A 24016-nucleotide genomic window follows, 5' to 3' on the forward strand; every position below is an offset into this window, starting at 1 on the left:
GTGAAACTAAGCAAGGATCGAGTACCGCATCCATCGCCTTCGAAGGAGAAGAAGATGATCCGACCAACCCGCCGGGCGGTCCTGCTCGGCGCCGCAGGGGTCGCGGCCGCGTCCGGCCTGAGCGGCTGCAGCTCAGGCGGTGACTCGAAGAACCTGGAGTTCTTCCAGTTCAAGTCCGAGGCCATCACGCTGTTCGACCAGATCTTGCGGGAGTACAACAGCGGCCACGACGTCCACTTCAAGCAGAACTTCCAGGCCGACAATGTCACCGCCCTGCGGGTGCGCCTGGTCAAGGAGGACATGCCGGACGCCATCACCATCAACGGCGACTACAACTACGGTTCACTGGCCCGTTCCGGCGTCTTCTACGACTTCGCCAGGACCAAGCTGCTGGACCACGTACAGGAGGGCGTGGCCAAGATCCTCCCCTCCCTGGGCACCGGGGGCGAGGGACAGGTCAACGGCCTCCCGCTGTCGACCAATGGCTCGGGCGTGATCTACAACAAGACCGTCTTCGACAAGCACGGCGCCACGCCGCCGAAGACCTGGGGCGAGTTCATCGAGCTGTGCGACATGTTCACCGCCAAGAAGGTCAACCCCTTCTACTGGGGCTTCAAGGACAACTGGACCGGCGCACCGATGTTCAGCTCCATCTCCGGGGGCTACCTCACCGAGGGCGTGGCGACCTGGTACGACAAGCGGCTCAAGGGCGAGGCCGGCTTCGACCACCTCAAGCCCGTCATGGAGAAGATGCTGAAGCTGGCCAGCTACGGCAACTCCAACAAGTTCGAGCTGGGCTACAACGATGCCAACCAGGGCTTCGCCCAGGGCAAGGCGGCGATGTACCTCCACGGCACCTACGCCATTCCGGCGATCCGCAGCTACAACCCCGACGTGAAGCTCGGCACCTACGCGACCCCCGCGGAGGACGAGAAGGACACCCGGGTCGTCTCCGGCGTGGACGTCGCCCTGCTGCTCCCCCAGGCGCCCCGCCATGAGAAGGAGAGCCTGCAGTTCATGGAGTACCTCATGGAGCCCAAAAACATGACCGCCTACTGCGATGCGCAGGTCGCCTACCCCACCCTCAAGGAACTCAAGCCCCAGGACGAGGCCCTCCAGGGCCTGCAGCCCTACTTCGACGCCGACCGGGTGGCCACCTACTCCGACCACAACTTCCCGCAGGGGATGAACTTCAACAACTACCTGCAGCAATTCCTCATCAACCGCGACGTGAACGGTTTCGTGAGGACCCTCGACGAGCAGTGGAACAAGGTCACTGCCCGACTCGCCCAGACCCGCTGACCAGGGCCGACAGGAGGAATGTCATGAGCATCGCATCATCGACCCAGAGCACGTCAGCACCCGACGCCCCACGCGGTGAGGGCGGCCGCGGCTGGACCGCCGAGGAACTCAAGCAGCTCTCCAGCACCGAGGGCCGCAAGAAGATCGACCCGGCCCACCTGTGGATGATCGTCCCCGCAGTGGTCCTGTTCACCGGGCTGCTGATCTACCCCCTGCTGCAGGGCATCTTCTACACCTTCACCAATTACCAGGGCTATGGCCAGTGGCGCTTCGTCGGGCTGACCAACTACATCAACCTATTCCAGGACGACATCATCTGGCAGTCCTACGGGTTCACCTTCCTGTACGCCATCAGCGCCACCGTGCTCACGAACGTGATCGCGCTGTTCCTGGCGGTGATGCTGAACTCCAAGATCGTCGGACGCAATGGGTGGCGTGGGCTGTACTTTCTGCCCAACATCCTGCCCGTGCTGATCGTTGCCTACATCTTCAGCTACCTGTTCACCAACAACCTGCCCAAGCTCGGGCAGTGGCTGGGGTGGGAATGGTTGTCGACCTCGCTGCTGGCCAATGAGCAACTCGCCTGGCTCGCGATCGTCTTCGTCGGCGTCTGGCAGGGCGTGGCCTTCACCACCATCATCTACCTCGCCGGGCTGCAGACCATCCCCGAGGAGGTCTACGAGGCGTCCTCACTCGATGGCGCCGGCACCTGGAAGAAGTTCACCCAGATCACCTTCCCGCTGATCATGGGCTTCTTCACCATCAACGTCGTGCTCAGTTTCAAGAACTCCCTGGGCGTCTTCGACCAGGTGGTCGCCATGACCAATGGTGGGCCGGGCACCTCCACCCAGTCGATCGCCTTCCTGATCTTCAAGAACGGCTTCCAGGGCGGCGAGTACGCCTACCAGACCGCCAATGGCGTCGTGTACTTCATCATCCTGATCGTCCTGAGCTTCGCCCAGCTGAAGTTCCTCCAGTCGAGGGAGCAAATCTGATGTCCACGGCACACGTCGGCAGACGACTGCCTGCCACCCACGACGGGCTCAAGGTCCGCCCGGACCGGCGCCAGATCAACTGGTGGGCCACTGGCCTGATCGCAGTCCTTTCGCTGACCATCCTGATCCCGCTCTACTTCGCCCTCGTCACCGCCTTCAAGACCTCACCGGAGCTGGCCGAATCGGGCTTCGCGCTGCCCCAGCAGTTCACTCTGGCCAACTTTCGCCAGGCCTGGGACCTCACCGACTTCCCCAGCCGGCTGCTGACCAGCTCGATCATCACCGTCGGTGCAGTGGTGCTGACCCTGCTGACCAACTCGATGGTCGCCTACGCCCTGTCGCGCAACCTGCACCGCAAGAGCTTCAAGGCGCTGTACTACTACTTCTTGGCGGCGCTGTTCATCCCCTTCCCGATCATCATGCTGCCGGTGGTGAAGGAGACCGCCGCCCTCGGGATCGACAACGAGGCCGGCCTGATCCTGATCTACGTGGTCTACGGCCTGGCCTTCAACATCCTGATGTACACCAGCTTCCTCAAGGCGGTCCCCGAGGAACTGGAGGAGTCCGCGCGCATCGACGGGGCCAGCACCTGGACGGTGTTCTGGAAGATCATCTTCCCGCTGCTGGCGCCGATGAACGCCACCGTGGGCATCCTAACCGCGCTATGGGCCTGGAATGACTTCCTGTTGCCGCTGGTCATCCTCTCTGACCCGGGGACGCAGACGCTGCCCCTTGCCCAGTACGTTTTCCAGGGCCAGTTCAACACGAACTACCCGGCCGCCTTCGCCTCCTACCTGATGGCGATCGCCCCGATGGTGCTGGTCTACGTCTTCGCCCAGAAGTGGGTCATCTCCGGTGTGATGAGGGGGTCGCAGCGATGACCGACATTGAAGCCAACCTCCTGCGTCCCGACCTGAACCAGCCGGGCTGGTGGCGGGATGCGGTGGTCTACCAGATCTACCCGCGTTCCTTCGCCGACGCCAATGGCGACGGCATCGGGGACCTGCGCGGCATCATCAACCATGTCGACCACTTGGCCGACCTGGGGGTGAAGGTGCTGTGGCTCTCGCCGATCTACCGCTCCCCCATGGACGACAACGGCTACGACATCTCCGATTACCAGGCCATCGACCCGCTCTTCGGGACCATGGCCGACTTCGACGAGTTGCTGGCGGCCCTGCACGCCCGTGGCATCCGACTCCTGATGGACCTGGTGGTCAACCACACCTCCGACGAGCACGCCTGGTTCGAGGAGTCCCGTTCCAGCCGGGAGAACCCGAAGCGGGACTGGTACTGGTGGCGTGACCCCGCGCCGGACGGTGGCCCGCCGAACCCCTGGCGGTCCTTCTTCAGCGGCTCGGCCTGGCAGCTCGACGAGACCACCGGGCAGTACTACCTGCACCTGTTCAGCCGGAAACAGCCGGACCTGAACTGGGAGAACCCGCAGGTGCGGCAAGCCGTCTTCCAGATGATGCGCTGGTGGCTGGACCGGGGCGTCGACGGGTTCCGCATGGATGTCATCAACCTCATCTCCAAGCGTGTGGACGAGGTCGACAACCCGTACTCGCTTCACTCCTTCAGCGGCAGCGCCAACGGGCCGCGGCTGCAGGAGTACCTGCAGGAGATGCACCGCGAGGTCTTCGACAGCTACCCCGATCGGGTCTTCCTCACCGTCGGCGAGATGCCGGGCGTGGACGCCGGGACAGCGCTGGAGGTCACCGACCCCGCCAACCGCGAGTTGGACATGGTGTTCCAGTTCGAGCACGTCGGGCTGGACCAGGAGGGCGACAAGTTCGTCCCGAGGGCCATCACGCTGGCGACCCTGGCCGGCAACCTGGCGCTCTGGCAGGAGACCATGGGCACCACCGGCTGGAATTCGCTCTACCTGGAGAACCACGACCAGCCGCGCTCGGTGTCACGGTGGGGTGACGACGACCCGGCTTGGCAGGCCAGATCGGCCAAGGTCCTGCTCGGCATGCTGCACGCCCACCGCGGAACGCCCTATGTCTACCAGGGCCAGGAACTCGGCCTCCCGAACCTGGACTGGGAACGGCTGGACCAGTTCCGCGACCTGGAGACGCTGAACTACGTCGCCGAACAGGCCGAGATGCATGGGCGCGGCTTCGAGGAGCTGCTCCCCGGTCTGGCCAGGTTCAGTCGCGACAATGCCCGCACCCCGATGCCCTGGACCGCTGATGCGCAGACGGCCGGGTTCACCACCGGTGAGCCCTGGATCGGTGTCAACGCGGCATCTGCCCCGATCAACGTGGCTGCCCAGGTCAACGTGGCTGCCCAGGTCGATGACCCAGGCTCCGTCCTCGGCTTCACCCGCCGGCTGATCGGTCTGCGCAAGGAGGAGACGCTGCTGGTGGAGGGCGGCTTCGAGCTGTTGAGCCCCCTGGAGGGTGATTCCCGACTGTGGGCGATCCGCCGCCGGGCCGAGGGACGCGAGTTGCTCGCGCTCGGCAACCTTTCCCGCGTCCCGCTGGCCTTCCCCCGTGAGTGGGTTCCGCAGGGAGCGCGGGTGCTGTTGGACAGCCTGGACGCTCCCGACGGCCTGGGGGCACCGGACGGTGCTGTCCCGGAGGAGCTCAAGGGCTGGCACGTGGTCTACCTCATCACCGGCTGACCACCCGGACACACGACGACGCCCGCCCCCGAGAGGGAGCGGGCGTCGTTCGTGTCAGCGGTGGATCAGGCCTTCTCGGCCTCGTCCTCGGTGTCGACGACGGTGACGTCCTCGACCGGGGCCTCCTCAGCAGCGGCCGCCTCCTCCGCAGCCGAGGCGGCGGGCTTGGCAGCCTTCTTCTTCGGCTGGACCTTCTCGGTCACCAGCTCGATGACGGCCATGGGAGCGTTGTCGCCCTTGCGGGGGCCGATCCTGGTGATGCGGGTGTAACCGCCCTCACGACCCTCCATCAGGGGGGCGATGTCGGCGAACAGGGTGTGCACGACCGACTTGTCGGTGATGACGCTGAGCACCTGGCGACGGTTGTGCAGGTCACCACGGGTGGCCTTGCTGATCAGGCGGTCGGCCAGCGGCTGGACGCGCTTGGCCTTGGCCTCGGTGGTGGTGATGCGACCATGCTCGAACAGCTGGCTGGCCAGATTGGCCAGGATGATCCGCTCGTGGGTCGGGGTGCCGCCGATGCGGGGACCCTTCGTGGGCTTGGGCATTGTTTCTCCAGAGGTTCTACCGGGCGTGGGCCCGATGGGTGCGTGTGCGGATCAGTACTGCTCGGTCTCGGTGTAGTCGTCGTCCTCGTAGCGGTCGACGGCTGCCAGCGGGTCGAAGCCGGGGGCGCTGTCCTTCAGCGACAGGCCCATCTCGGCCAGCTTGGCCTTCACCTCGTCGATCGACTTGGAGCCGAAGTTGCGGATGTCGAGCAGGTCCTGCTCGGAGCGTCCCAGCAGCTCACCGACGGTGTGGATGCCCTCACGCTTGAGGCAGTTGTACGAACGCACGGTCAGGTTCAGGTCCTCCACCGGCATGGCGAGGTCCTGGGCCAGCTGCTCGTCGACCGGCGAGGGGCCGATCTCGATGCCCTCGGCGTCGTAGTTCAGCTCACGGGCCAAGCCGAAGAGCTCGACCAGGGTGCGTCCGGCCGAGGCCACGGCGTCGCGAGGCAGCATCGACTGCTTGGTCTCCACGTCAACCACGAGGCGGTCGAAGTCGGTGCGCTGCTCGACTCGGGTGGCCTCCACCTTGTAGCTGACCTTCAGCACCGGGGAGTAGATCGAGTCGACCGGGATGCGGCCGATCTCGGCGTCAGGACTGTTGTTCAGCGCGCTGGAGACATAGCCACGACCACGCTCGACCACCAGCTCCATCTCGATCATGCCGTCCTCGTTGAGGGTGGCGATGTGCAGGTCGGGGTTGTGCACCTCGACGCCGGCAGGAGCCTCGATGTCAGCGGCGGTCACGTTGCCTGCACCCTTGTTGCGCAGGTACATGGTCACCGGCTCGTCCTCCTCGGAGGACAGCACGAGGTTCTTGATGTTGAGGATGATCTCGGTGACGTCCTCGACCACACCGGGGAGGGTGGAGAACTCGTGCTGGTTGCCCGCGATCTTGATGCTGGTCACGGCAGCACCGGGGATCGAGCTCAGCAGGGTGCGACGCAGCGAGTTGCCGAGGGTGTAGCCGAAGCCGGGCTCGAGGGGCTCGATGACGAACCGCGAGCGGTAGTCGTCGATGACCTCTTCCGAGAGGGTCGGACGCTGTGCGATGAGCATGGTGTTTCCTTCCCGCGACACCCACTATTTGATGCCGCGACAGGTCCCGCAGACCGATTCTGCGGGAGCAGTACTGAGGGGGCGACGGAGGCCGTCCCACACCTGTGTGGCGGGGACGGCTGCCGCCATGGGCTCACTTGGAGTAGAGCTCGACGATCATCTGCTCCTGGACGTCCACGACGATCTGCTCACGGGTCGGGAGCTGGTGGACCAGGATGCGGCCGCGGTTGGGGCGGACGGTCAGCCAGGCGGGAACCTCGCGCTCGCCGTGGGTCTCACGAGCCACGACCAGCGGGTGCAGGTCGGTGGACTTCGGGGCCACGTCGATGATGTCATGCTCGCTCACGCGGAAGCTGGGGATGTTCACCTTCTGGCCGTTGACCAGGAAGTGGCCGTGCGAGACCAGCTGACGGGCCTGGCGACGGGTCTGGGCCAGCCCAGCGCGGTAGATCACGTTGTCCAGTCGGGACTCCAGGATCTGCAGCAGGACCTCACCGGTCTTGCCGGGGAGGCGGTCGGCCTCCTGGTAGTAGCGGCGGAACTGCTTCTCGAGGACGCCGTAGGCGTAACGCGCCTTCTGCTTCTCGCGCAGCTGCTGGGAGTACTCGGAGTCCTTGGTGCGTCCGCGGCCGTGGACACCCGGGGGGTAGGGGCGGCGTTCGAACGCCTTGTCGTTGCCGACCAGGTCCACGCCGAGGCGGCGGGACTTGCGGGTCATGGGGCCGGTGTAACGGGCCATTGTTCAGTCCTTCTCTCTCGTCTCGGGTCAGTTGCGGCGCGGCTTGGGCGGACGGCAACCGTTGTGGGGAACCGGGGTGACGTCGGCGATGGCGCCGACCTCGAGACCGGCAGCGGCCAGCGAGCGGATGGCGGTCTCGCGGCCCGAGCCCGGACCCTTGACGAAGACCTCGACGCGCTTCATGCCGTGGTCCATCGCACGACGGGCAGCGTTCTCAGCGGCCATCTGGGCGGCGAACGGGGTGGACTTGCGGGAGCCCTTGAAACCGACGGTACCGGCGGAGGCCCACGAGATCACCGCACCGTTGGGGTCGGTGATGGCGATGATGGTGTTGTTGAAGGTCGACTTGATGTGAGCCTGACCAACGGTGACGTTCTTCTTCTCCTTGCGGCGCACCTTGGGTGCGGCGGCCTTACGACCTGCAGTAGCCATTGTGTGTTCTTCTCCTGGAAGTTCTTCGTGTCAGAGGAGTCCGGTACGCGAGGTACCGATCACTTCTTCTTCTTGCCGGCGACGGCCTTCTTCTTGCCCTTGCGGGTACGAGCGTTGGTCTTGGTGCGCTGTCCGCGAACCGGCAGGCCGCTGCGGTGACGGCGACCCTGGTAGGTGCCGATCTCGATCTTGCGGCGGATGTCGGAGGCGACGGTACGGCGGAGGTCACCCTCCACCTCGTAGTTGGCCTCGATGTGGTCGCGCAGGGCAACCAGCTGCTCATCAGTGAGCTCGTGGACACGAAGATCCCCGGAGATACCGGTGGCGTTGAGGGTCTCGTGGGCGCGGGTGCGTCCCACACCGAAAATGTAGGTGAGTGCGATCTCGAGGCGCTTCTCGCGCGGGAGGTCGACACCGATGAGGCGTGCCATGTGGCGAACCTTTCTGGATTCGGGATTCTCCTCGCCCCAGTCGTTTGGCTGTCGGCTTGGTGAGTCCCCGGTCGCCGCTCCCCCTGTTTCCCGCAGGGTGTCTGGAGTCGGGCTGTGACCGCGAAGGTGTGGCGGCGTGATGCGTCCCCCCGCCCGCTGGGTGACCGACCGTGCGTCGGACGCCTGACGGACTGTGAGGTGGGGCCCCGGCCTTCGCCCGGGGGTGGAACCAGAGCAGCTGCCCCGGCCTTGCATCACGTGGTGGGTATGGAGTTGTCAGAAGCAGTCAACGACTGCGGTGGTGCGAGCTCGCGGGCCCAGGACTCAGCCCTGGCGCTGCTTGTGCCGCGGGTTGTCGCAGATCACCATCACACGACCGTGCCGGCGAATCACCTTGCACTTGTCGCAGATCTTCTTGACGCTCGGCTGAACCTTCATCGAGCAACTTTCTGGTCTGAACCGGGGCGGGCCGTGGCCCACCACGATCGTGGTGAATGGATGCGAGCCGAAACGCGTCCGCACAGGGCGATTCCTCGCCCGACATCGGCGCTCCAGCAGAAAGTGGTCAACTCCCGGCGGACCGGGCGGGGATCACTTGTGTCGGTAGACGATGCGGCCGCGGGTCAGATCGTAGGGAGACAGCTCCACGACGACGCGGTCAGAGGGCAGGATACGAATGTAGTGCTGTCGCATCTTTCCGCTGATGGTCGCGAGAACCCGATGACCGTTGGCCAGCTCAACGCGGAACATCGCGTTGGGCAGGGCTTCGACCACGGTGCCCTCAAGCTCGAGTGCTCCTTCTTTCTTCGCCAAGGCGTTCCAATCTCTTGATCGGCTGCCCTTCCGAAGGTGGGCAGACTCGTCTGTGGCCATGGTTGACCGACATGCAACTGTACGCCACACTTCCGCCTGACCCAAATCGAGGCCGACGGCCGCTCCCGGCGTGGGAGGATGAGCCATGAGCTTCTTCGCCGTGACCTACACCTACTCCGACGACGTGGACGCCCGCGACCGGCTGCGCCCCGAGCATCGCGCCCATCTCGCCAGTCTGGCCGACAGTGGCGAGCTCTATGCTTCGGGTCCCTGCCCCGGTACCACCCCGGCCAGCGCCCTGCTGATCTTCCGGGTGGACAGCGCCGAGAAGGTCGAGGAACTCCTGGACGCCGACCCCTTCCAGAAGAACGGCATCGTCGCGCAGCGTTCGATCGTGGAGTGGGACCCGGTCATCGGCCAGATCCGCTGAGGCCCCGTCGCGGGATCAGAAGATGACGATGGCCAGCAGGAGGAAGAGCAGCACCGCCAGGATGCCACCGCCGACGACGGCGACGAGCGCGAGCTTGTTGGGGTTGCCTCCAGAGGCCACCAGTTCACCGGGTGCGGCTGATCCCTGCTGGGCCACGATTGCGGGCTGGTCGTGGGTGGCCCGGGCGGGAAGCACCTCGGCAACCGGGACCAGGTCGCCATTGGTACGGGCTGCGAAGACCACGTCCAGCAGCCGGCGGTAGTCGTCCTCGTCGACCTTGCCGCGTGCGAACTCCTCGTTGAGGCGCGTGGCCAGGTCCTCCCGCTCGGCCTCAGTGATGGGCTTGTCGGGCTGGCTCCGGTACTTCGACGAGATCGGCAGATTGTTCACATGACGAGCCTACCCGCGCGTGAGGGTCCCGGCGGGAATCTCGGCCTCGACCATTCCCACATCCTCGACGTGGGCAGCACCGCCGCTGAGGCTCGCCACCTGTTCAATGGCCCGATCGGGGTCCGGCACGGCGATCCGCAGCTCCACTTCGGAGGCCCGCCAGGTGCGCTCGTGGGGCACCATGCCAGCCACCTGCAGGGCGGACTCGAGCGCACCCGCCCGCCCGAGGTCCACGGTGACCGCCAGTTCTTCCAGCGTCTCGACCCGCACCACGTCCAGGCCCACGAGCACCTCGCGGACAGCATCGGAGTAGGCGCGCACCAGGCCACCGGTCCCGAGCAGGACTCCCCCGAACCAGCGCACCACCACGACCGTGACCTGCCCCAGCCCGTGCCCGCGCAGCACCTCGAGCATCGGACGCCCGGCCGTGCCGCTGGGCTCGCCATCATCGGAGGAATGCTCGATGTCGTGCTGCCCCGGGCTGGACACGATGAAGGCAGAGCAGTGGTGGCGGGCATCAGGGTGGTCGGCGCGGACGCTCTCGATGAAGGCGCGTGCGGCCACCTCGTCGGGAGTGGGTTCCAGCAGCGCCAGGAACCGTGAGCGCTTCACCTCGATCTCGGCACGACGCGGGGCCGCCGGCCGCAGCTGGTGAATCATCGGTCCAGCACTGCGCTACCCGACGGCTCCAGCCCGGTGAAGTGGGCGGCGAAGGCCAGCACGTCGGCCCACTCCGCGGCCTGCATCCCCAACGGCTTGCCGGCACCGTGCCCGGTCGCGACCTCGATACGACTGGCGATGGGACGCCGCGGGTCGGCGTCCTGCACGGCCTGCAGTGCGGCGGTGAACTTGTGGGAGTGGGCAGGCACCACCCGGTCGTCGTGATCGCCGGTCACCACCAGGGTGGCCGGGTAGCGCTCCCCTTCGCGCACGTTGTGCAGCGGGGACCACCCCAGCGCCGTGGCGAAGTCCTCGGCGTCCTCGGGGTTGCCGTAGTCGCTGGCCCAGGCGGCACCGATGGTGAACAGGTGGAAGCGCAGAAGGTCCAGGACGCCCACCTGAGGGATGGCGGCGGCGAAGAGGTCAGGGCGTTGGGTCATCACCGCGCCCACCAGCAGGCCGCCATTGCTGCGGCCGTAGACCGCGAGCTGCTCGGGGGTGGTCACCCCGGTGGCGACCAGGTGCTCCGCGACCCCGATGGCGTCGTCGAAGACGTTCTGCTTGTGCGTCTTCTTGCCCTGGTCGGCCCACTCCTGGCCGAACTCGCCACCGCCACGCAGGTTGGCGATCACGAGCTGGCCGCCGGCTGCCAACCACCCCGCCCATCCGGCGCGGTAGTCGGCCAGGACAGGGATGGAGAAGCCGCCGTAGCCATAGAGGAGCGTGGGACAGGGCCCTTCCGCGGTCGGCACCTCAGGGGTGATCAGGAAGTAGGGAACCCCGGTCCCGTCCGCACTGGTGGCCCGATGCCGCTCGACCCGGACGCCGGGCATCGCGACGCGTGCCTGCGAGGGAAGCTCGCTGAGTTCACCACTCGACGCGTCCAGTCGATGGACGACGGTCGGGGAGGTGACCGAGCTGAGCCCGAGGAAGACCTCGGAGGAGTCCGGTTCGGCGTTCAGCCCGACCACTGCTCCCCCGGTCACCGCGACCTGCCCGAGTCGCTCGCCGGAGACTGACCAGCGCTCCAGGTTCGGCGAGGCATCGACCAGACTGGACACCACCAGCACGCCGTCGGCGAGCACCGCTCCCTCGAGCGTCGCCTCCCCCTCGGGGACGACCACGCGCGGGGGGTCGTTCGGGGCGCCGAGGTCGTAGGCCACCACCCGCCGCCTCGGGGCGTCCTCGTCAACGACGCAGAAGAGTTCGGCACCGTGGACGCCGATGGTCCAGCGGCCCGCATCCTCGTCGGGCTCGAGCTCGATCCACTCCCCCAGCGCGCCATCCTGCAGCGGGGCCACCCACAGGGCGGTCTCGCGAGCTGTGCCGTGACCCAGGGTGCAGACCGCCCAGTCCTGGGAGGAACCTCGGTGGACCTCGACGTGGATCATGCGCCGGCGATCCTCGGGGAAGCTCAGCAGGTCCTCATCGTCCTGCCGGCCCAGGCGATGGAGCATCAGGTGCCCCTCTGCGAGGGCCTGGGTCTCGGTCCCCTCAGCACGCCCGGAGTCGGGAAAGCTGGTGTAGAAGAAGCCGGAGGAATCAGGGAGCCATTCCGGCCAGCTGAACTTGGCCATCACGTCGTCGGGCAGCAGTTCCATCGACTCGATGTCCAGGACCCGGATCCGCGTCCAGTCCGAGCCGGCCTCACTGATGCCGTGGGCCAGCAGCCGGCCATCCGGGGAGAGCCGGGCCACCGCCAGGCAGGTGGTGCCATCCTCCGACCAGCCGTTGGGGTCGAGCAGGACCCTGGGCGAGGAGACCAGTTCGTCCAACGACCGCGCCCCGACAAGGACGTCCTGGTCCTGGCTGCCGTTGTTGACCAGGCGCAGGTACCAGCCGCCGCGATGCCAAGGGGTGGACGCGCGCGCCTGGCGCACCAGCTGGTCCATGCGCTCCTGGAACCAGGCGCGTTCGGGAATGTCGGCAAAGACCTGCTCGCACCACTCTCGCTGGGCCTCGACCCAAGCCCTGGTCCGGTCGGAGTCGGGGTCCTCCAGCCAGCGATAGGGGTCGGAGACCTGGTGGCCGTGCAGGGTCTCGACGACGTCGTCGCGCTCGGTGTGGGGTGCGGTCATGGACCCCATCCAAGCACTGGGGTCCAAGAAAACCCGTTGCGCGGGTTGTCCGCACTCCGGTTGCATGGTGCCCATGACAGAGACCACGTCCGGCGGGACCGCGCCGATCACCATCTGCCTGCTCGACGCCCCGCCGGAGGGAGGCGACCCCGGCGCCATCCTGGAGGTCTTGCGCCGCGCCTCGGCAATGACCGAGGAGGTCTGGTTCGACCGGTTGGGCCACAAGGACTTCACCGAGCTGCCCGAGGCGAACCTCAACGGGCTGCTCCACCAGCAGTACGCCCGCAAGCGCGAGGTCATCGCGCTCGAGGGCGAGGTCACCGGTCTGGTCGATGGCCCCGAGGGCCTGCCCTACGTCGTGCCCACCACTGACCTGGCTGATGCGCGGGTGGTCGCCAGCTGCTACGTGATGAACAGCCGCGAGGACAACCCGCACCTGCTCAGCGAGGTCGAGATTGCGGTCGCCGCCGGTCGACGCCACCAGGGCATCGGCACCCGCATGCTCGCAGCCCTGGAGCAGTTGGCGCGGGCCTGGGGTGCGACGACGATATCGGGCTGGGCGAACTACCTCGGCATTCCCGAGGGCGAGAAGGTCATGCCCACCGACGGGCCGTTCGGCGTCCCGGTCGAGGACGAGGTCACCCGCTTCCTGCAGAAGCACGGCTTCGCCCTCGCGCAGACCGAGCGACACTCCATCCAGCCGATGGACGGCGACCTGGGCGTGTTCGGGGAGCCCGCCGCGCCGGAGGGTTACACGCTGGAGGTCTGGTGTGGCCGCATGGACCCAGCAGTCGCCGAGGACGTGGCCCACCTGTCCACCGTGTTCGAGGCCACCATGCCGCACGGCGAGCTGGATTTCCAGCCCGAGACCTACACCGCCGAACGGGTCCTCGCCGGCAACGAGGTCACCCACAAGGACAGCGACACCGTCAACGTCGCTGCTCGTCACCTGGCGACGGGCGAGATGGTGGCCCGCACCACGCTCGCGAAGTACCTGCACAAGGACGAGGCGGCCTGGCAGGGCGTCACCGTCGTGCTGCCGGCCCACCGCGGCCACGGCCTGGGTCGCGCCATCAAGCTGGCAGCCATGCACGAAGCCCGCCGCCGCTGGCCGAAGTTGGAGCGCGTGCACACCTGGAATGCGGGGGAGAACGACCACATGTGGGCGATCAACGAGTCCCTCGGCTACCGGACCGCAGGGGTCTGCGGCGCCTGGCAGAAGAAGCTGTCCTGAAGGAGCTGGTCAGTCGGCGAGCGGCCCGAAGGGCAGGCCGCGGCGGGTCAGTTCCTCCTCGCCACCGTCCTCCAGGGTGAGGACCCACAAACCGTCCTTGGTGGCGGTCACGGTGTTCTCCCAGTGGGACGCCAGCGAGTTGTCCGCGGTGACGATCGTCCACTGGTCATCGAGTTCGACGGTGTCCTCGGTACCGAGGGTGCACATCGGCTCGATGGCCAGCACCATGCCCTCGACGAGCTTGGGGCCCCGACCGGCACGCCCCCAGTTGGGCACATCCGGTTCCTGGTGCATCTGGGAACCGATGCCGTGACCGGTGTACTCGCGAATGATGCCGTACTCCTCCCCCGACGCCATCGGGTGGGCAAGGATGTACTGCTCGATGGCGGCCGAGATGTCCCCCAAGCGACCCCCGAGACGGTAGGCGCCGATACCAGCCCACATGGACTCCTCGGTGACCCTGCTCAGTTCGCGGGCCTCGGGCGTAACCTCACCGACCAGGAAGGTCCTGGCAGCGTCCCCGTGGAAGCCGTCGAGGTGGGCACCGAAGTCGACCGAGACGATGTCGCCCTCGGCCAGAGCGCGATCGCCCGGGATGCCGTGGACGATCTCCTCGTTGACCGAGATGCAGGTGACCGCGGGGTAGGGTGGCGCGCCCCAGCCCCCGCCGTAGTGGAGGAAGGAGGAACCGGCGCCGTGCTCGGCCAGGGCATCGCGGGCGATCTGGTCCAGCTCAGCAGTGGTCATGCCGGGGCTGACCGCCTGGCCGACCCGTACCAGGGTGCGAGCCACGACCAGACCGGCCCGGCGCATCGCCAGCAGTTGGCCGGGCTTCTTGATCTCGATGCCGCGACGGGCCATGGACTCAGGCGTCCAGTTCGCCGCGGTTGCCGGAGAGGAAGGCGTCAAGTTCACGGACCACGCGCTCGGTGACCTCGTCGATCTCGCCCTCGCCGTCGACCTCGACCAGCAGGCCCCGCTCGGCATAGGTCTGCAGCAGCGGCTCGGTCTCGGCGGTGTAGACCTGCATCCGGGTGCGGATGGTGTCCTCGTTGTCGTCTGAGCGTCCCTCGATCTCGGCGCGCTTGAGCAGCCGCTGGATCAGGTCCTCTTCGTCGACCAGGAGCGAGATGACGGCGTCGACCTGGTGGCCGGCCTCGTCCAGCGCGCTGACCTGGTGCAGGTTGCGCGGGTAGCCGTCCAGCAGCCAACCGCTGGCGCAGTCGTCCTGGGAGAGGCGGTCGGCGACGATCTGGTCAGTGATCTCATCGGAGACCAGCTTCCCAGCGTCCATGATCTCCTTGACCTTCACGCCGAGCGGGGTTCCCTCGGCAATGTTCTGGCGGAAGATCGAGCCGGTGCTGATGGCGGGGATGTCGTAGCGCGCGGCGATGCGCGATGCCTGGGTGCCCTTGCCGGCCCCGGGCGCACCCATGATGAGCAGTCTCACTTGAGGAACCCTTCGTAGTTGCGTTGCTGCAGCTGACTCTCGATCTGCTTCACAGTGTCAAGGGCCACACCGACAATGATGAGGATGCTGGTGCCGCCGAAGGGGAAGTCCTGCTGGGCACCAAGGGCGATGAACGCGAGCGTCGGAATCAACGCGATGATCGCCAGGTAGAGGGAGCCGGGAGCGGTCAGGCGGCTGAGCACGTAGGCGAGGTAGTCCTCGGTCGGCTTGCCGGCACGGATGCCCGGGATGAAACCGCCGTACTTCTTCATGTTGTCGCTGATCTCCACCGGGTTGAAGGTGATGGAGATGTAGAAGTAGCAGAAGGCGATGATGAGCAGGAAGAAGGCCAGGTTGTATGCCCAGTGGTCGCCGCGCGTGAAGTTGGCGGCCACCCACTGGCTGAACTTCTGCTCGGGGCGGAAGGTGGAGTACAGCACCGGCAGGTACAGGATCGAGCTGGCGAAGATCACCGGGATCACGCCGGACTGGTTCACCTTGAGCGGGATGTAGGTGGTGGTTCCACCGATGAGCCGCTTGCCCACCATGCGCTTGGCGTACTGGACCGGAATCCGGCGCTGGGCCTGCTCCACGAAGAGGATGGCGAGCATGACCAGCATGCCGATCAGGATGACGGTGCCGAAGACGAACCAGCCGTTGGCGCCGGGGCGTCCGACCTTGAGCGACCACAGCGAGACCGGGAACTGGGCCGCGATCTGGGTGAAGATCATGATGGACATGCCGTTGCCGATGCCGCGTTCGCTGATGAGCTCGCCCATCCACATGATCACGGCGGTGCCGGCGGTCATGGTCATCACCATGACGATGATGGGAAAGACGTCGGTGGAGTAGACCACGCCGGTACAGCCGGGGAAGAGCTGGCCGTTGACGGCCAGGGTCACGAAGGCGGTCGAGTTGAGCACGGCCAGGAAGAGGGTCAGCCAGCGGGTGTACTGGGTGATCTTCGCGGTGCCGGCGGCACCCTCCTTCTTCAGCGCCTCGAGCCGGGGGACGACGACGGTCAACAGCTGCAGGATGATGGAGGAGGTGATGTAGGGCATGATGCCGAGCGCAAAGATCGACAGCTTCAGCAGCGATCCACCCGAGAACAGGTTGATCATCGAGTAGAGGCCCGCCTGGGCGCCGGTTTCGGCGATCTTGCGACAGGCGTCGATTTGGCCCAGGTTCACGTTCGGGGTCGGGATGACCGAACCAAGACGGAAGATCGCCAGGATCATCAGGGTGAACAGCACCTTCTTGCGCAGCTCAGGCGTCTTCCAGACGTTGCCGATTGCAGAAAGCATCCAGGGTCTCTCTCGTGGTCCGTTTCCCGGGGACGCCGACGGCGACCGGGCGCACAACTTCCGCGTCCCCCGAGGGGGCAGCATGGCAGCCACGGCAGCTTATCAGGGCCGGCGCCATCCCCCTATCCACCGAAGTGCTGCCCGCGTGACCCTTTCGTGACCCAAAGGCCCTCCGGCGGGCCGCTTTGTAACAATCAACTCACAGCCTCCTCATGGACTGTGGGATCGTGCGAAACCGTGGATAGGTTGACGCTCACGTACCCCCCACCCGCGACGACCGCGGGTCGACCCATGGAGGAACCTTGAGCAAGAAGCTCACCAGCGCCTTCGCGCTGCTCGTCGCCGGTTCGCTGGCGCTGAGCGCCTGCAGCGGCCCGGAGAAGGAGCCCGGCAAGTCGGGCGAGTCCGGCAAGTCCACCAGCAAGTCCGGCGGCTCTGTGTCCGTGATGTGGAACCAGCCGCTGTTCTCGCTGAACAACAACACCTCGTTCGGCAACGCGACCGCGAACGCCAACATCGTCTACATGACCAACGACGGGTTCAACTACTACGACAAGGACTTGAACCTGGTCAAGAACGAGTCGTTCGGCAAGTACGAGAAGGTCTCCGACGACCCGCTGACCATCAAGCTGACCCTGTCGGAGAAGGCCAAGTGGTCTGACGGCACCCCGGTCACTGCCGAGGACATCATCTTCAACCACGGCGCCATCTCCGGCCTGTACAACACGGTCGACGAGAAGGAGAAGGAGGGCCTCCAGAACGAGGACGGCACCCTGAAGAAGACCACTGGCGACAAGGTCTACTTCGACTCCTCTTCCCCCTCCTGGTCCCTCATCAAGGAGTTCCCGGTCGTCGGCGACAACGGCAAGTCGTTGACCTACAAGTACTCCAAGCCCTTCGCTGACTGGGAGAAGACCCTGCTCGGCCCCGGCCTCCCGGCCCACGTCGTGGCAGCCCGCGCCCTGGGCGAGTCGGACGCCACCAAGGGCAAGCAGCTCGTCGCTGACGCCTTCAAGAAGAAGGACAACGCGACTCTGTCCAAGCTCGCCAACGCCTGGAACTCCGATTGGAACATCACGTCGATGCCCGCCGAGAAGGACAAGAACCTCCTCGTCGGCAGCGGTCCCATGAAGATCACCGACTTCAAGAAGGACCAGTACATCCAGCTCGAGCGCAACGAGAACTACGAGGGCGACCACAAGCCCAATGTCGACAAGATCACCGTTCGCTACAACGAGGACCCGGCTGCCGCCGTCTCCGCGCTGAAGAACAACGAGGTCCAGCTGATCAGCCCCCAGTCCACCGCCGACATCCTGAAGTCGCTCCAGGGCGCCAAGGGCATCAAGGTCGAAACCGGCACCGAAGGCACCTACGAGCACGTCGACCTCACCTACAACAACGGTGGCCCCTTCGACCCGAAGACCTACGGTGGCGACAAGGAGAAGGCCCGCAAGGTGCGCCAGGCCTTCCTGATGACCGTCCCGCGCGAAGAGATCGTCAACAAGATCATCAAGCCGCTGCTGCCTGACGCCACGGTCCGCAACTCGTTCATCAGCCTCCCCGGCTCGCCGAACTACGCCGACACCGAGGCCAAGAACGGCATGAACAAGACCTACGGCAAGGTCGACATCGAGGGCGCCAAGAAGCTGCTGGCCGAGGCCGGCGCCGCCAAGCCCAAGGTTCGCATCCTCTACGCCAAGGGCAACAAGCGCCGCGAGGCCGAGTTCGCCCTGATCAAGGCGTCGGCTGAGCAGGCCGGCTTCCAGGTCGTCGACAACGGCAACCCCGAGTGGGGCCAGAAGCTGGGCGACAAGACCTACGACGCCTCCTTCTTCGGCTGGCAGTCCACCTCGACCGCTGTGGCCGAGTCGCAGGCCAACTACATCACCGGCGGCCTGAACAACTACGGCGGCTACTCCAACCCCGAGGTCGACAAGCTGTACGACCAGCTGCTGGTCGAGACCGATGCTGCCAAGCAGAAGGAGCTCATGATCCAGATCGAGACCAAGCTGGTTGACGATGCCTTCGGCCTCACCATCTTCCAGTTCCCCGGCATCTCGGCCTGGAGCGAGAAGATCCAGGGCGTCAGCAAGATGAGCATCTCGCCCACCATCTTCTGGAACTTCTGGGAGTGGAAGGTCGCCTGATCCGTCTGGCTCAAGCACCACAACATTGCCACGAGGGGCGTCCCGTTTCGACGGGGCGCCCCTCGTCCATTGCATGGCGAATGCGCTGGTCAACGGCAAATCATCCACTGGCCGAACATGCCGTCCCACAACGTGGAATCCCTTGACAACCGGGTGCTTCATCAGGATTTGTTGCCTGTTTGTAACTGCACGCTCTGGCCTCGGTGGCCACATTGAGGCAGAATGCATCCGTCACAGGACGCGCTCGCGCCGACCCAAGCTCTCGACCACTGCGTCAGCCCGGGGGTGCGAGGGCGTCCGTTTCGCAGCATCCCCGGCCGGGGTTGCTGGTCCATCCACTGAAGGCCCTCAATGATTCGCTTCCTGCTGCGGCGGTTCGTCACGGCGATTGGAATCCTGTTCGCGATCTCGATCGTCACGTATGCCCTCCTGACGCTGGCTCTTGACCCTCTCAAGGACCTCCGGGAGTCCACCGCCCTCAACAAGGCCGACCTGATCGCCTCGCGCACGCGCATGTTGCGCCTGAATGACCCCTGGTATGACCGCTACATCTCCTGGCTGGGCAACCTCGTCCAGGGCGACTTCGGAACGGCCTGGCGCACGGGCCAGCCGGTGAAGGCCCTGCTCCCGGGCGCCATGGCCACCTCGGTGCAGCTCGTCTTCGCGGCGACGTTCATTGCCCTGCTCATCGGTGTGACGATCGGTGTCGTTTCGGCGCTGCGGCAGTACACGGCGTTTGACTACGCGATCACCCTGGTGTCTTTCGTGCTCTATGCCCTGCCAGTGTTCTGGGTCGCCGTGCTGCTCAAGGAGTACCTGGCCATTCGCATGAACGACTACCTGGCCGACCCAGTGCCCAACTGGCCCTTCCTGCTGGCCCTCAGCCTCATCGCCGGACTGTTCTGGACGGGGGCCCTCGGTGGCTCACTGAAGCGCCGCCTGGCGATCTTCCTGATCGCCTTCCTGCTCACCCTCGGCCTGCTGGCCGGCGCCATCATGTCAGGGTGGATTCTGAACCCCCGCCTGACCGTGGTGGGGGTGGCCGTGGTCGGCGTCGCTGCCGCCTTCCTGTTCACCATTCTGTTTGCAGGCATGAAGAACCGTCGCGCGCTGTACTCGGCCCTCACCATGGCGGTTCTGGGCGCCATCCTGTACTTCCCACTGCAGTACCTCTTCGTCCTCCAGGCGGACGCCATGGCGAGCCAGGTGGTCGGTTCCGTCACCCTCGGCACGATCCTGGGGATCGGCGGAATACTGCTGACCATCGGCATCGGTTGCCTGGTCGGCTGGCTGTGGGGCGGTGATGATCGCGGGGTCTCCATGCGCATCGCGGCCATCACCGGCCTGGTCGTGGCGGGCACCATCTGGGTGGACCAGCTGATGCAGTGGTGGTCGATCTACTTCGACAACCCCGAGGTCCGCGGTCGCCCCATCGCCACCATCGGTTCGGTCACCCCCGGCTTCCACGAGAACTACTGGCTGAGCCAGATCGACAAGGCGACGCACCTGGTGCTGCCGACCATTGCCCTGGTGTTGATCTCCTTCGCCGGCTACGTGCGTTACGAGCGTGGCGCCACCCTCGAGGTTCTCTCACAGGACTACATCCGCACCGCCCGTTCCAAGGGTCTGTCGGAGCGCGTCGTCATCGTCCGCCATGCCCTGCGCAATGCGCTGATGCCGCTGGCCTCGATCATCCCCGTCGACATCGTCAGCCTGCTGGGCGGTGCCGTCATCACCGAGACCATCTTCGGCTGGTCCGGCATGGGCAAGTTCTTCATTGACTCCCTCGCCGGCGACATGATCGACCCCGTGATGATCTACGTGATGATCACCGGCGCCCTGGCGATGGCCGCCAACCTCATGGCCGACATCCTCTACGGCCTCCTCGACCCACGAATTCGGATCAACGCATGAACAACGACGAGAACATGAACTCCGAGGAGCGGCTCGACCGCCTCGCCGAGACCCGCTCCCAGCCCGGAGACCACTCCCCCGCCGGAGAGGAGTTCGTCGGCGAGGAGGGCCCCATCTCGATCGGCGCTGTGGAGACCGAGGAGGACGGGGACCCGGCCACCAGCACGCAGCTCGATGACACGGACGCCCACGGGCGGGGCGAAGGCGTGGGTGAGGCCCAGGAGGTCCAGGGCCTGTCGCAGGGACAGATTGTGCTGCGTCGCTTCCGCCGTCACCTGGGAGCCATCTTCGGCCTGATCACCTTCTTCCTGATCGCCCTCGTCAGCCTGCTGTCGATGGGCCTGGGACCGATCAATGGTCTCTGGCGCAACCAGGACCCCAACAAGTACTTCGACCCTGTCAACGGCGGCGAGCCGACCCTGCAGTTCCCCAGCTGGCTGGGTGGCTCCGCAGGTGGCTGGTTCAAGCTCGGACCGTTCCCCTTTGGCCAGGACGAGCTCGGAGCCGACAACTTCGCCCAGGTGATGCAGGGCGTGCAGACGTCCCTGATGGTCATGCTGGTCATGGGCATCATCGTTCTGATCATCGGCGTCACCATCGGTGCGCTGGCCGGCTATTACCGCGGCTGGGTCGACAACCTGTTGATGCGACTCACTGACACCGTCATCACCCTGCCAGTGATCGTGGTGGGCGCGGTGCTCGGCAAGTTGGTCTACACGCTGCCCGCCAAGCTCAACGCCCCGGACAAGGTCATCAACGCCATTCAGGACTACATGCCCGTGGAGCTGGCGATCGCCCTGGGTCTCATCCTGTGGCCCTCCATGGCTCGTCTGCTGCGCGCGGAATTCCTGTCCCTGCGTGAACGCGAGTTCGTCGACTCCGCGCGGGTCTCGGGAGCGAGCAACTTCCGTATCATCACCAAGCACATGCTGCCGAACGCCATGGGCATCATCATTGTCAACATCACCCTGCTGATGTCGACCGCTGTGGTGTTGGAGACCGCCCTGTCCTACCTGGGCTTCGGCATCCAGAGCCCCAACATCTCGCTCGGCAAGTTGATCTCCACCAATCAGGGCGCCTTCGCCACCCGCCCGTGGCTGTTCTGGTGGCCCGGCCTGTTCATCATCCTGATCGCCCTGAGCATCAACTTCATCGGCGACGGGCTCCGGGACGCCTTCGACCCACGCACCAAGCGCATTCCCTCGCAGGCCAAGATGGACCGTGCCTTCGCCCAGCGGGCACGACTGCAGGGAGCCGGAGCTGCTGGCGTCCCGACTGGTGGCCCGCAGGTTGACGGCCCCTCGACCACGGGCGCCACCAGGAGCGGGAAGGAGAAGCGATGAGCAACGACCAGCACTCCCCCGACCACCTGAGCACTTCCAGCACAGAGAGCAACCACCTGATGGATGAGACCCCGCGTCACGCCGACCCGTCGCCCGCCGGCCAATCCGCACCCGTGGACCCCACGGCCGAGCGGCACGTGGTGACTGACGAGGCGGTCAAGGCTGATCTCGACCTGTTGCCCGAGGACACCGAACTCCCCGAGGAGCTCCGCAATGAGGTGGCCCGTGGCGAGGTGATCCTCGACGTGAAGGACCTCAGCGTCAACTTCTGGGTCAACAACGACTGGTTCACCGCCGCGAACAAGCTGAACTACCAGCTGCGCGCGGGCGAGGTCCTGGCGATCGTGGGCGAGTCGGGCTCCGGCAAGACCCAGTCGTCGATGTCTCTGGTCGGCCTGCTGCCTCCGAACGGACGCTCGTCGGGTTCGGCGAAAATGCGCGGCGTGGAGCTGGTCGGCCTGAAGGGCCCCAAGCTGCGCGCCATCCGTGGCAAGGAGATCGCCGTCATCTTCCAGGAGCCGATGACAGCGCTGAACCCGCTGTACACCGTCGGCTTCCAGATCGCGGAAACCCTGCGCACGCACTTCGTGATGAGCCCCCATGCCGCCAAGGAGAAGGCGCTGGAGCTGATGCGCCTGGTGGAGATCCCCGAGCCCGAGGTTCGCTACAACTCCTACCCGCACCAGCTCTCCGGCGGTCAGCGCCAGCGCATCATGATCGCACAGGCACTGTCCTGCGAGCCTGCGCTACTGATCGCCGACGAGCCCACCACCGCACTCGACGTGACGGTCCAGGCCGAGATCCTGAAGCTGATGCGCGACCTGCGCCACCGCGTCAACGCCGGCATCATCCTCATCACCCACGACATGGGTGTGGTGGCCGACATGGCCGACCACATCATCGTGATGAAGGACGGCGAGGTCGTCGAGGGCGGCTCCTCCGCAGAGATCTTCGGCGACCCGAAGCACCCCTACACCCGCCAGCTGCTCGACGCGGTCCCCCACCTGGGCTCCTCCACCGAGGGCCACGATCACTCAGTCGTCACCACGCTGGTGGCACGCGAGGGCGAGTCGGTGCCGCTGATGGAGGGCCCGGCGGACGTCACCCCGGCGCTCCTCTTCGAGAATGCGGCCATCGAGTACCCCAAGCAGGGGCGCAAGCCGGCCTTCCGCGCGGCCCACGACGTCAACCTCAGAGTCGACCCGGGCGAGGTCGTCGGTCTGGTGGGCGAATCCGGCTCGGGCAAGACCACCATCGGTCGTGCTGCAGTGGCACTTCTTCCGGTGGTCGAAGGCAGCCTGCACGTGAACGGCCGCGACATCACCCGGGCCGGGCACAAGCAGCTGTTCCCCTTCCGCAGGGAGGTCGGCATCGTCTTCCAGGACCCGGGCTCCTCGCTGAACCCACGCCTGCCGGTGGGCGAGTCGATCGGGGAGCCGCTGTTCCTGCACGAGAAGCTCAAGGGCAAGGCATTGTCCGAGCGGGTGGAGAAGCTGCTGGACAGCGTCGAGTTGCCCCGCGCGATGCGCAACCGCTACCCGCACGAGCTCTCCGGTGGCCAGCGCCAGCGCATCGGCATCGCCCGCGCGCTCTCGCTGCAACCGAAGCTGCTGATCGCCGACGAGCCCACCTCGGCCCTCGACGTGTCTGTCCAGGCCCACGTTTTGAAGCTCTTCCAGAACCTTCAGGAGGAGTACGGCTTCGCCTGCCTGTTCATCAGCCACGACCTCGCGGTGGTGGAGATGTTGTCCAAGCGCATCGCAGTGATGCGCCACGGTCATCTGGTCGAGGTCGGGCCCACCGCCGAGATCGTCAACAACCCCCAGCACGAGTACACCAAGCGCCTCATCGCCGCCGTGCCCGTGCCAGACCCCCACAAGCAGCGCGAGCGTCGCGAGTTCCGCGATGCGATGCTGCGCGATGTGGTCAGCTGACCACATCCAACGACCTCAGTGGGGGTTCGGGCTTCGGCCCGGGCCCCCACTGTTGTTCTCGGACGCTGCAGCGGCAGCGCCATGTGTGGCCCTTCACGAGCCGTCGGGATTACCCGGGGTCGAGGACGCCACCAGCGCGCCGCGTGGCTAGGGTGCTTGCGACGGAGGACAGTCCCTTCCGACG

23 protein-coding genes are annotated in these 24016 nt (G+C 66.0%); 10 read left to right on the forward strand and 13 right to left on the reverse strand.

Annotated features, from left to right (window positions below):
- The first annotated feature begins 54 nt into the window (after positions 1 to 54).
- From M3G03_RS11535 to M3G03_RS11550, 4 genes are read left to right on the forward strand one after another with little or no spacing between them, the layout of a single operon-like run.
- The gene (locus M3G03_RS11535; protein ID WP_259810049.1) at positions 55 to 1302 is read left to right on the forward strand and encodes an ABC transporter substrate-binding protein; all 1248 of its coding nucleotides are present in this window, start codon (positions 55 to 57) and stop codon (positions 1300 to 1302) included.
- Positions 1303 to 1325: 23 nt separating this feature from the next.
- Positions 1326 to 2297 carry a carbohydrate ABC transporter permease gene (locus M3G03_RS11540; RefSeq protein WP_259810050.1) on the forward strand — a complete coding sequence of 324 codons (972 nt, stop codon included), beginning with the start codon at positions 1326 to 1328 and terminating at the stop codon, positions 2295 to 2297.
- A complete protein-coding gene (locus tag M3G03_RS11545) occupies positions 2297 to 3178 on the forward strand; it encodes a carbohydrate ABC transporter permease (protein WP_259810052.1) in 882 nt (293 codons plus the stop codon). The genes M3G03_RS11540 and M3G03_RS11545 overlap by 1 nt, the downstream gene beginning before the upstream one ends.
- Positions 3175 to 4926: an alpha-glucosidase gene (locus M3G03_RS11550; protein ID WP_259810054.1), complete on the forward strand. Its 1752-nt coding sequence runs from the start codon at positions 3175 to 3177 to the stop codon at positions 4924 to 4926. The genes M3G03_RS11545 and M3G03_RS11550 overlap by 4 nt, the downstream gene beginning before the upstream one ends.
- A gap of 65 nt (positions 4927 to 4991) precedes the next feature.
- Here the strand turns inward: M3G03_RS11550 and rplQ are convergent, their stop codons facing one another.
- From rplQ to infA, 7 genes are all read right to left on the reverse strand, one after another.
- Positions 4992 to 5474, reverse strand: a complete 483-nt coding sequence (rplQ, locus tag M3G03_RS11555) for a 50S ribosomal protein L17 (RefSeq protein WP_259810056.1) — start codon at positions 5472 to 5474, stop codon at positions 4992 to 4994.
- A 51-nt stretch (positions 5475 to 5525) separates the two neighbouring features.
- Complete coding sequence (locus M3G03_RS11560; protein ID WP_259810057.1) at positions 5526 to 6533, reverse strand: DNA-directed RNA polymerase subunit alpha; 1008 nt, start codon at positions 6531 to 6533, stop codon at positions 5526 to 5528.
- A 133-nt stretch (positions 6534 to 6666) separates the two neighbouring features.
- A complete protein-coding gene (gene rpsD / locus M3G03_RS11565) occupies positions 6667 to 7272 on the reverse strand; it encodes a 30S ribosomal protein S4 (protein WP_259810058.1) in 606 nt (201 codons plus the stop codon).
- Positions 7273 to 7299: 27 nt separating this feature from the next.
- Entirely contained in the window at positions 7300 to 7704 is a 405-nt protein-coding gene (gene rpsK, locus M3G03_RS11570) for a 30S ribosomal protein S11 (protein ID WP_259810059.1), read from the reverse strand.
- 59 nt (positions 7705 to 7763) lie between these two features.
- Positions 7764 to 8135, reverse strand: coding sequence for a 30S ribosomal protein S13 (rpsM, locus tag M3G03_RS11575; RefSeq protein ID WP_259810060.1), 372 nt, complete (start codon positions 8133 to 8135; stop codon positions 7764 to 7766).
- Between the two features lie 324 nt (positions 8136 to 8459).
- Positions 8460 to 8573: a 50S ribosomal protein L36 gene (rpmJ, locus tag M3G03_RS11580; protein ID WP_002514836.1), complete on the reverse strand. Its 114-nt coding sequence runs from the start codon at positions 8571 to 8573 to the stop codon at positions 8460 to 8462.
- A gap of 153 nt (positions 8574 to 8726) precedes the next feature.
- Positions 8727 to 8948, reverse strand: a complete 222-nt coding sequence (infA, locus tag M3G03_RS11585) for a translation initiation factor IF-1 (protein WP_203569059.1) — start codon at positions 8946 to 8948, stop codon at positions 8727 to 8729.
- 145 nt (positions 8949 to 9093) lie between these two features.
- Between infA and M3G03_RS11590 the strand changes: the two genes are divergently transcribed.
- The gene (locus M3G03_RS11590; RefSeq protein ID WP_259810140.1) at positions 9094 to 9378 is read left to right on the forward strand and encodes a YciI family protein; all 285 of its coding nucleotides are present in this window, start codon (positions 9094 to 9096) and stop codon (positions 9376 to 9378) included.
- A 15-nt stretch (positions 9379 to 9393) separates the two neighbouring features.
- Here the strand turns inward: M3G03_RS11590 and M3G03_RS11595 are convergent, their stop codons facing one another.
- From M3G03_RS11595 to M3G03_RS11605, 3 genes are read right to left on the reverse strand one after another with little or no spacing between them, the layout of a single operon-like run.
- Positions 9394 to 9768, reverse strand: a complete 375-nt coding sequence (locus M3G03_RS11595) for a DUF1707 domain-containing protein (RefSeq protein ID WP_259810141.1) — start codon at positions 9766 to 9768, stop codon at positions 9394 to 9396.
- 9 nt (positions 9769 to 9777) lie between these two features.
- Positions 9778 to 10428, reverse strand: coding sequence for a YigZ family protein (locus M3G03_RS11600; protein WP_259810142.1), 651 nt, complete (start codon positions 10426 to 10428; stop codon positions 9778 to 9780).
- Positions 10425 to 12506 carry a prolyl oligopeptidase family protein gene (locus M3G03_RS11605; RefSeq protein ID WP_259810143.1) on the reverse strand — a complete coding sequence of 694 codons (2082 nt, stop codon included), beginning with the start codon at positions 12504 to 12506 and terminating at the stop codon, positions 10425 to 10427. The genes M3G03_RS11600 and M3G03_RS11605 overlap by 4 nt, the downstream gene beginning before the upstream one ends.
- A gap of 73 nt (positions 12507 to 12579) precedes the next feature.
- On the opposite strand from M3G03_RS11605, the gene M3G03_RS11610 reads away from it, so the two are divergent.
- Positions 12580 to 13740 carry a GNAT family N-acetyltransferase gene (locus M3G03_RS11610; RefSeq protein WP_259810144.1) on the forward strand — a complete coding sequence of 387 codons (1161 nt, stop codon included), beginning with the start codon at positions 12580 to 12582 and terminating at the stop codon, positions 13738 to 13740.
- A 9-nt stretch (positions 13741 to 13749) separates the two neighbouring features.
- Here M3G03_RS11610 and map read toward each other — a convergent pair whose 3' ends face one another.
- From map to secY, 3 genes are read right to left on the reverse strand one after another with little or no spacing between them, the layout of a single operon-like run.
- The gene (map, locus tag M3G03_RS11615; RefSeq protein ID WP_259810145.1) at positions 13750 to 14601 is read right to left on the reverse strand and encodes a type I methionyl aminopeptidase; all 852 of its coding nucleotides are present in this window, start codon (positions 14599 to 14601) and stop codon (positions 13750 to 13752) included.
- 4 nt (positions 14602 to 14605) lie between these two features.
- Positions 14606 to 15190 carry an adenylate kinase gene (locus M3G03_RS11620; protein WP_259810146.1) on the reverse strand — a complete coding sequence of 195 codons (585 nt, stop codon included), beginning with the start codon at positions 15188 to 15190 and terminating at the stop codon, positions 14606 to 14608.
- Entirely contained in the window at positions 15187 to 16494 is a 1308-nt protein-coding gene (secY, locus tag M3G03_RS11625; protein ID WP_259810147.1) for a preprotein translocase subunit SecY, read from the reverse strand. The genes M3G03_RS11620 and secY overlap by 4 nt, the downstream gene beginning before the upstream one ends.
- Before the next feature lie 302 nt (positions 16495 to 16796).
- On the opposite strand from secY, the gene M3G03_RS11630 reads away from it, so the two are divergent.
- From M3G03_RS11630 to M3G03_RS11645, 4 genes are all read left to right on the forward strand, one after another.
- Positions 16797 to 18641 carry an ABC transporter family substrate-binding protein gene (locus M3G03_RS11630; protein WP_259810148.1) on the forward strand — a complete coding sequence of 615 codons (1845 nt, stop codon included), beginning with the start codon at positions 16797 to 16799 and terminating at the stop codon, positions 18639 to 18641.
- Between the two features lie 351 nt (positions 18642 to 18992).
- A complete protein-coding gene (locus tag M3G03_RS11635) occupies positions 18993 to 20555 on the forward strand; it encodes an ABC transporter permease (protein ID WP_259810149.1) in 1563 nt (520 codons plus the stop codon).
- Positions 20552 to 21898, forward strand: coding sequence for an ABC transporter permease (locus tag M3G03_RS11640; RefSeq protein WP_259810151.1), 1347 nt, complete (start codon positions 20552 to 20554; stop codon positions 21896 to 21898). Before M3G03_RS11635 ends, M3G03_RS11640 begins: the two co-directional genes overlap by 4 nt.
- Positions 21895 to 23832, forward strand: coding sequence for an ABC transporter ATP-binding protein (locus tag M3G03_RS11645; protein ID WP_259810153.1), 1938 nt, complete (start codon positions 21895 to 21897; stop codon positions 23830 to 23832). The genes M3G03_RS11640 and M3G03_RS11645 overlap by 4 nt, the downstream gene beginning before the upstream one ends.
- The last annotated feature ends 184 nt before the right edge of the window (positions 23833 to 24016 follow it).

Origin of the sequence: Aestuariimicrobium sp. p3-SID1156 (assembly GCF_025144225.1) — a bacterium.
Taxonomy (GTDB): Bacteria; Actinomycetota; Actinomycetes; order Propionibacteriales; family Propionibacteriaceae; genus Aestuariimicrobium.

What these genes read in the sequence shown, in the direction of transcription:
- M3G03_RS11610 (WP_259810144.1), top strand. Translation starts at nt 12,580, where the DNA reads ATGACAGAGACCACGTCCGGCGGGACCGCGCCGATCACCATCTGCCTG.
- M3G03_RS11645 (WP_259810153.1), top strand. Translation starts at nt 21,895, where the DNA reads ATGAGCAACGACCAGCACTCCCCCGACCACCTGAGCACTTCCAGCACA.
- M3G03_RS11550 (WP_259810054.1), top strand. Translation starts at nt 3,175, where the DNA reads ATGACCGACATTGAAGCCAACCTCCTGCGTCCCGACCTGAACCAGCCG.
- M3G03_RS11540 (WP_259810050.1), top strand. Translation starts at nt 1,326, where the DNA reads ATGAGCATCGCATCATCGACCCAGAGCACGTCAGCACCCGACGCCCCA.
- rplQ (WP_259810056.1), bottom strand. Translation starts at nt 5,474, where the DNA reads ATGCCCAAGCCCACGAAGGGTCCCCGCATCGGCGGCACCCCGACCCAC.
- M3G03_RS11560 (WP_259810057.1), bottom strand. Translation starts at nt 6,533, where the DNA reads ATGCTCATCGCACAGCGTCCGACCCTCTCGGAAGAGGTCATCGACGAC.
- M3G03_RS11545 (WP_259810052.1), top strand. Translation starts at nt 2,297, where the DNA reads ATGTCCACGGCACACGTCGGCAGACGACTGCCTGCCACCCACGACGGG.
- rpsK (WP_259810059.1), bottom strand. Translation starts at nt 7,704, where the DNA reads ATGGCTACTGCAGGTCGTAAGGCCGCCGCACCCAAGGTGCGCCGCAAG.
- M3G03_RS11590 (WP_259810140.1), top strand. Translation starts at nt 9,094, where the DNA reads ATGAGCTTCTTCGCCGTGACCTACACCTACTCCGACGACGTGGACGCC.
- M3G03_RS11640 (WP_259810151.1), top strand. Translation starts at nt 20,552, where the DNA reads ATGAACAACGACGAGAACATGAACTCCGAGGAGCGGCTCGACCGCCTC.
- rpmJ (WP_002514836.1), bottom strand. Translation starts at nt 8,573, where the DNA reads ATGAAGGTTCAGCCGAGCGTCAAGAAGATCTGCGACAAGTGCAAGGTG.
- rpsM (WP_259810060.1), bottom strand. Translation starts at nt 8,135, where the DNA reads ATGGCACGCCTCATCGGTGTCGACCTCCCGCGCGAGAAGCGCCTCGAG.
- M3G03_RS11605 (WP_259810143.1), bottom strand. Translation starts at nt 12,506, where the DNA reads ATGACCGCACCCCACACCGAGCGCGACGACGTCGTCGAGACCCTGCAC.
- map (WP_259810145.1), bottom strand. Translation starts at nt 14,601, where the DNA reads ATGGCCCGTCGCGGCATCGAGATCAAGAAGCCCGGCCAACTGCTGGCG.
- secY (WP_259810147.1), bottom strand. Translation starts at nt 16,494, where the DNA reads ATGCTTTCTGCAATCGGCAACGTCTGGAAGACGCCTGAGCTGCGCAAG.
- M3G03_RS11600 (WP_259810142.1), bottom strand. Translation starts at nt 10,428, where the DNA reads ATGATTCACCAGCTGCGGCCGGCGGCCCCGCGTCGTGCCGAGATCGAG.
- M3G03_RS11535 (WP_259810049.1), top strand. Translation starts at nt 55, where the DNA reads ATGATCCGACCAACCCGCCGGGCGGTCCTGCTCGGCGCCGCAGGGGTC.
- M3G03_RS11635 (WP_259810149.1), top strand. Translation starts at nt 18,993, where the DNA reads ATGATTCGCTTCCTGCTGCGGCGGTTCGTCACGGCGATTGGAATCCTG.
- rpsD (WP_259810058.1), bottom strand. Translation starts at nt 7,272, where the DNA reads ATGGCCCGTTACACCGGCCCCATGACCCGCAAGTCCCGCCGCCTCGGC.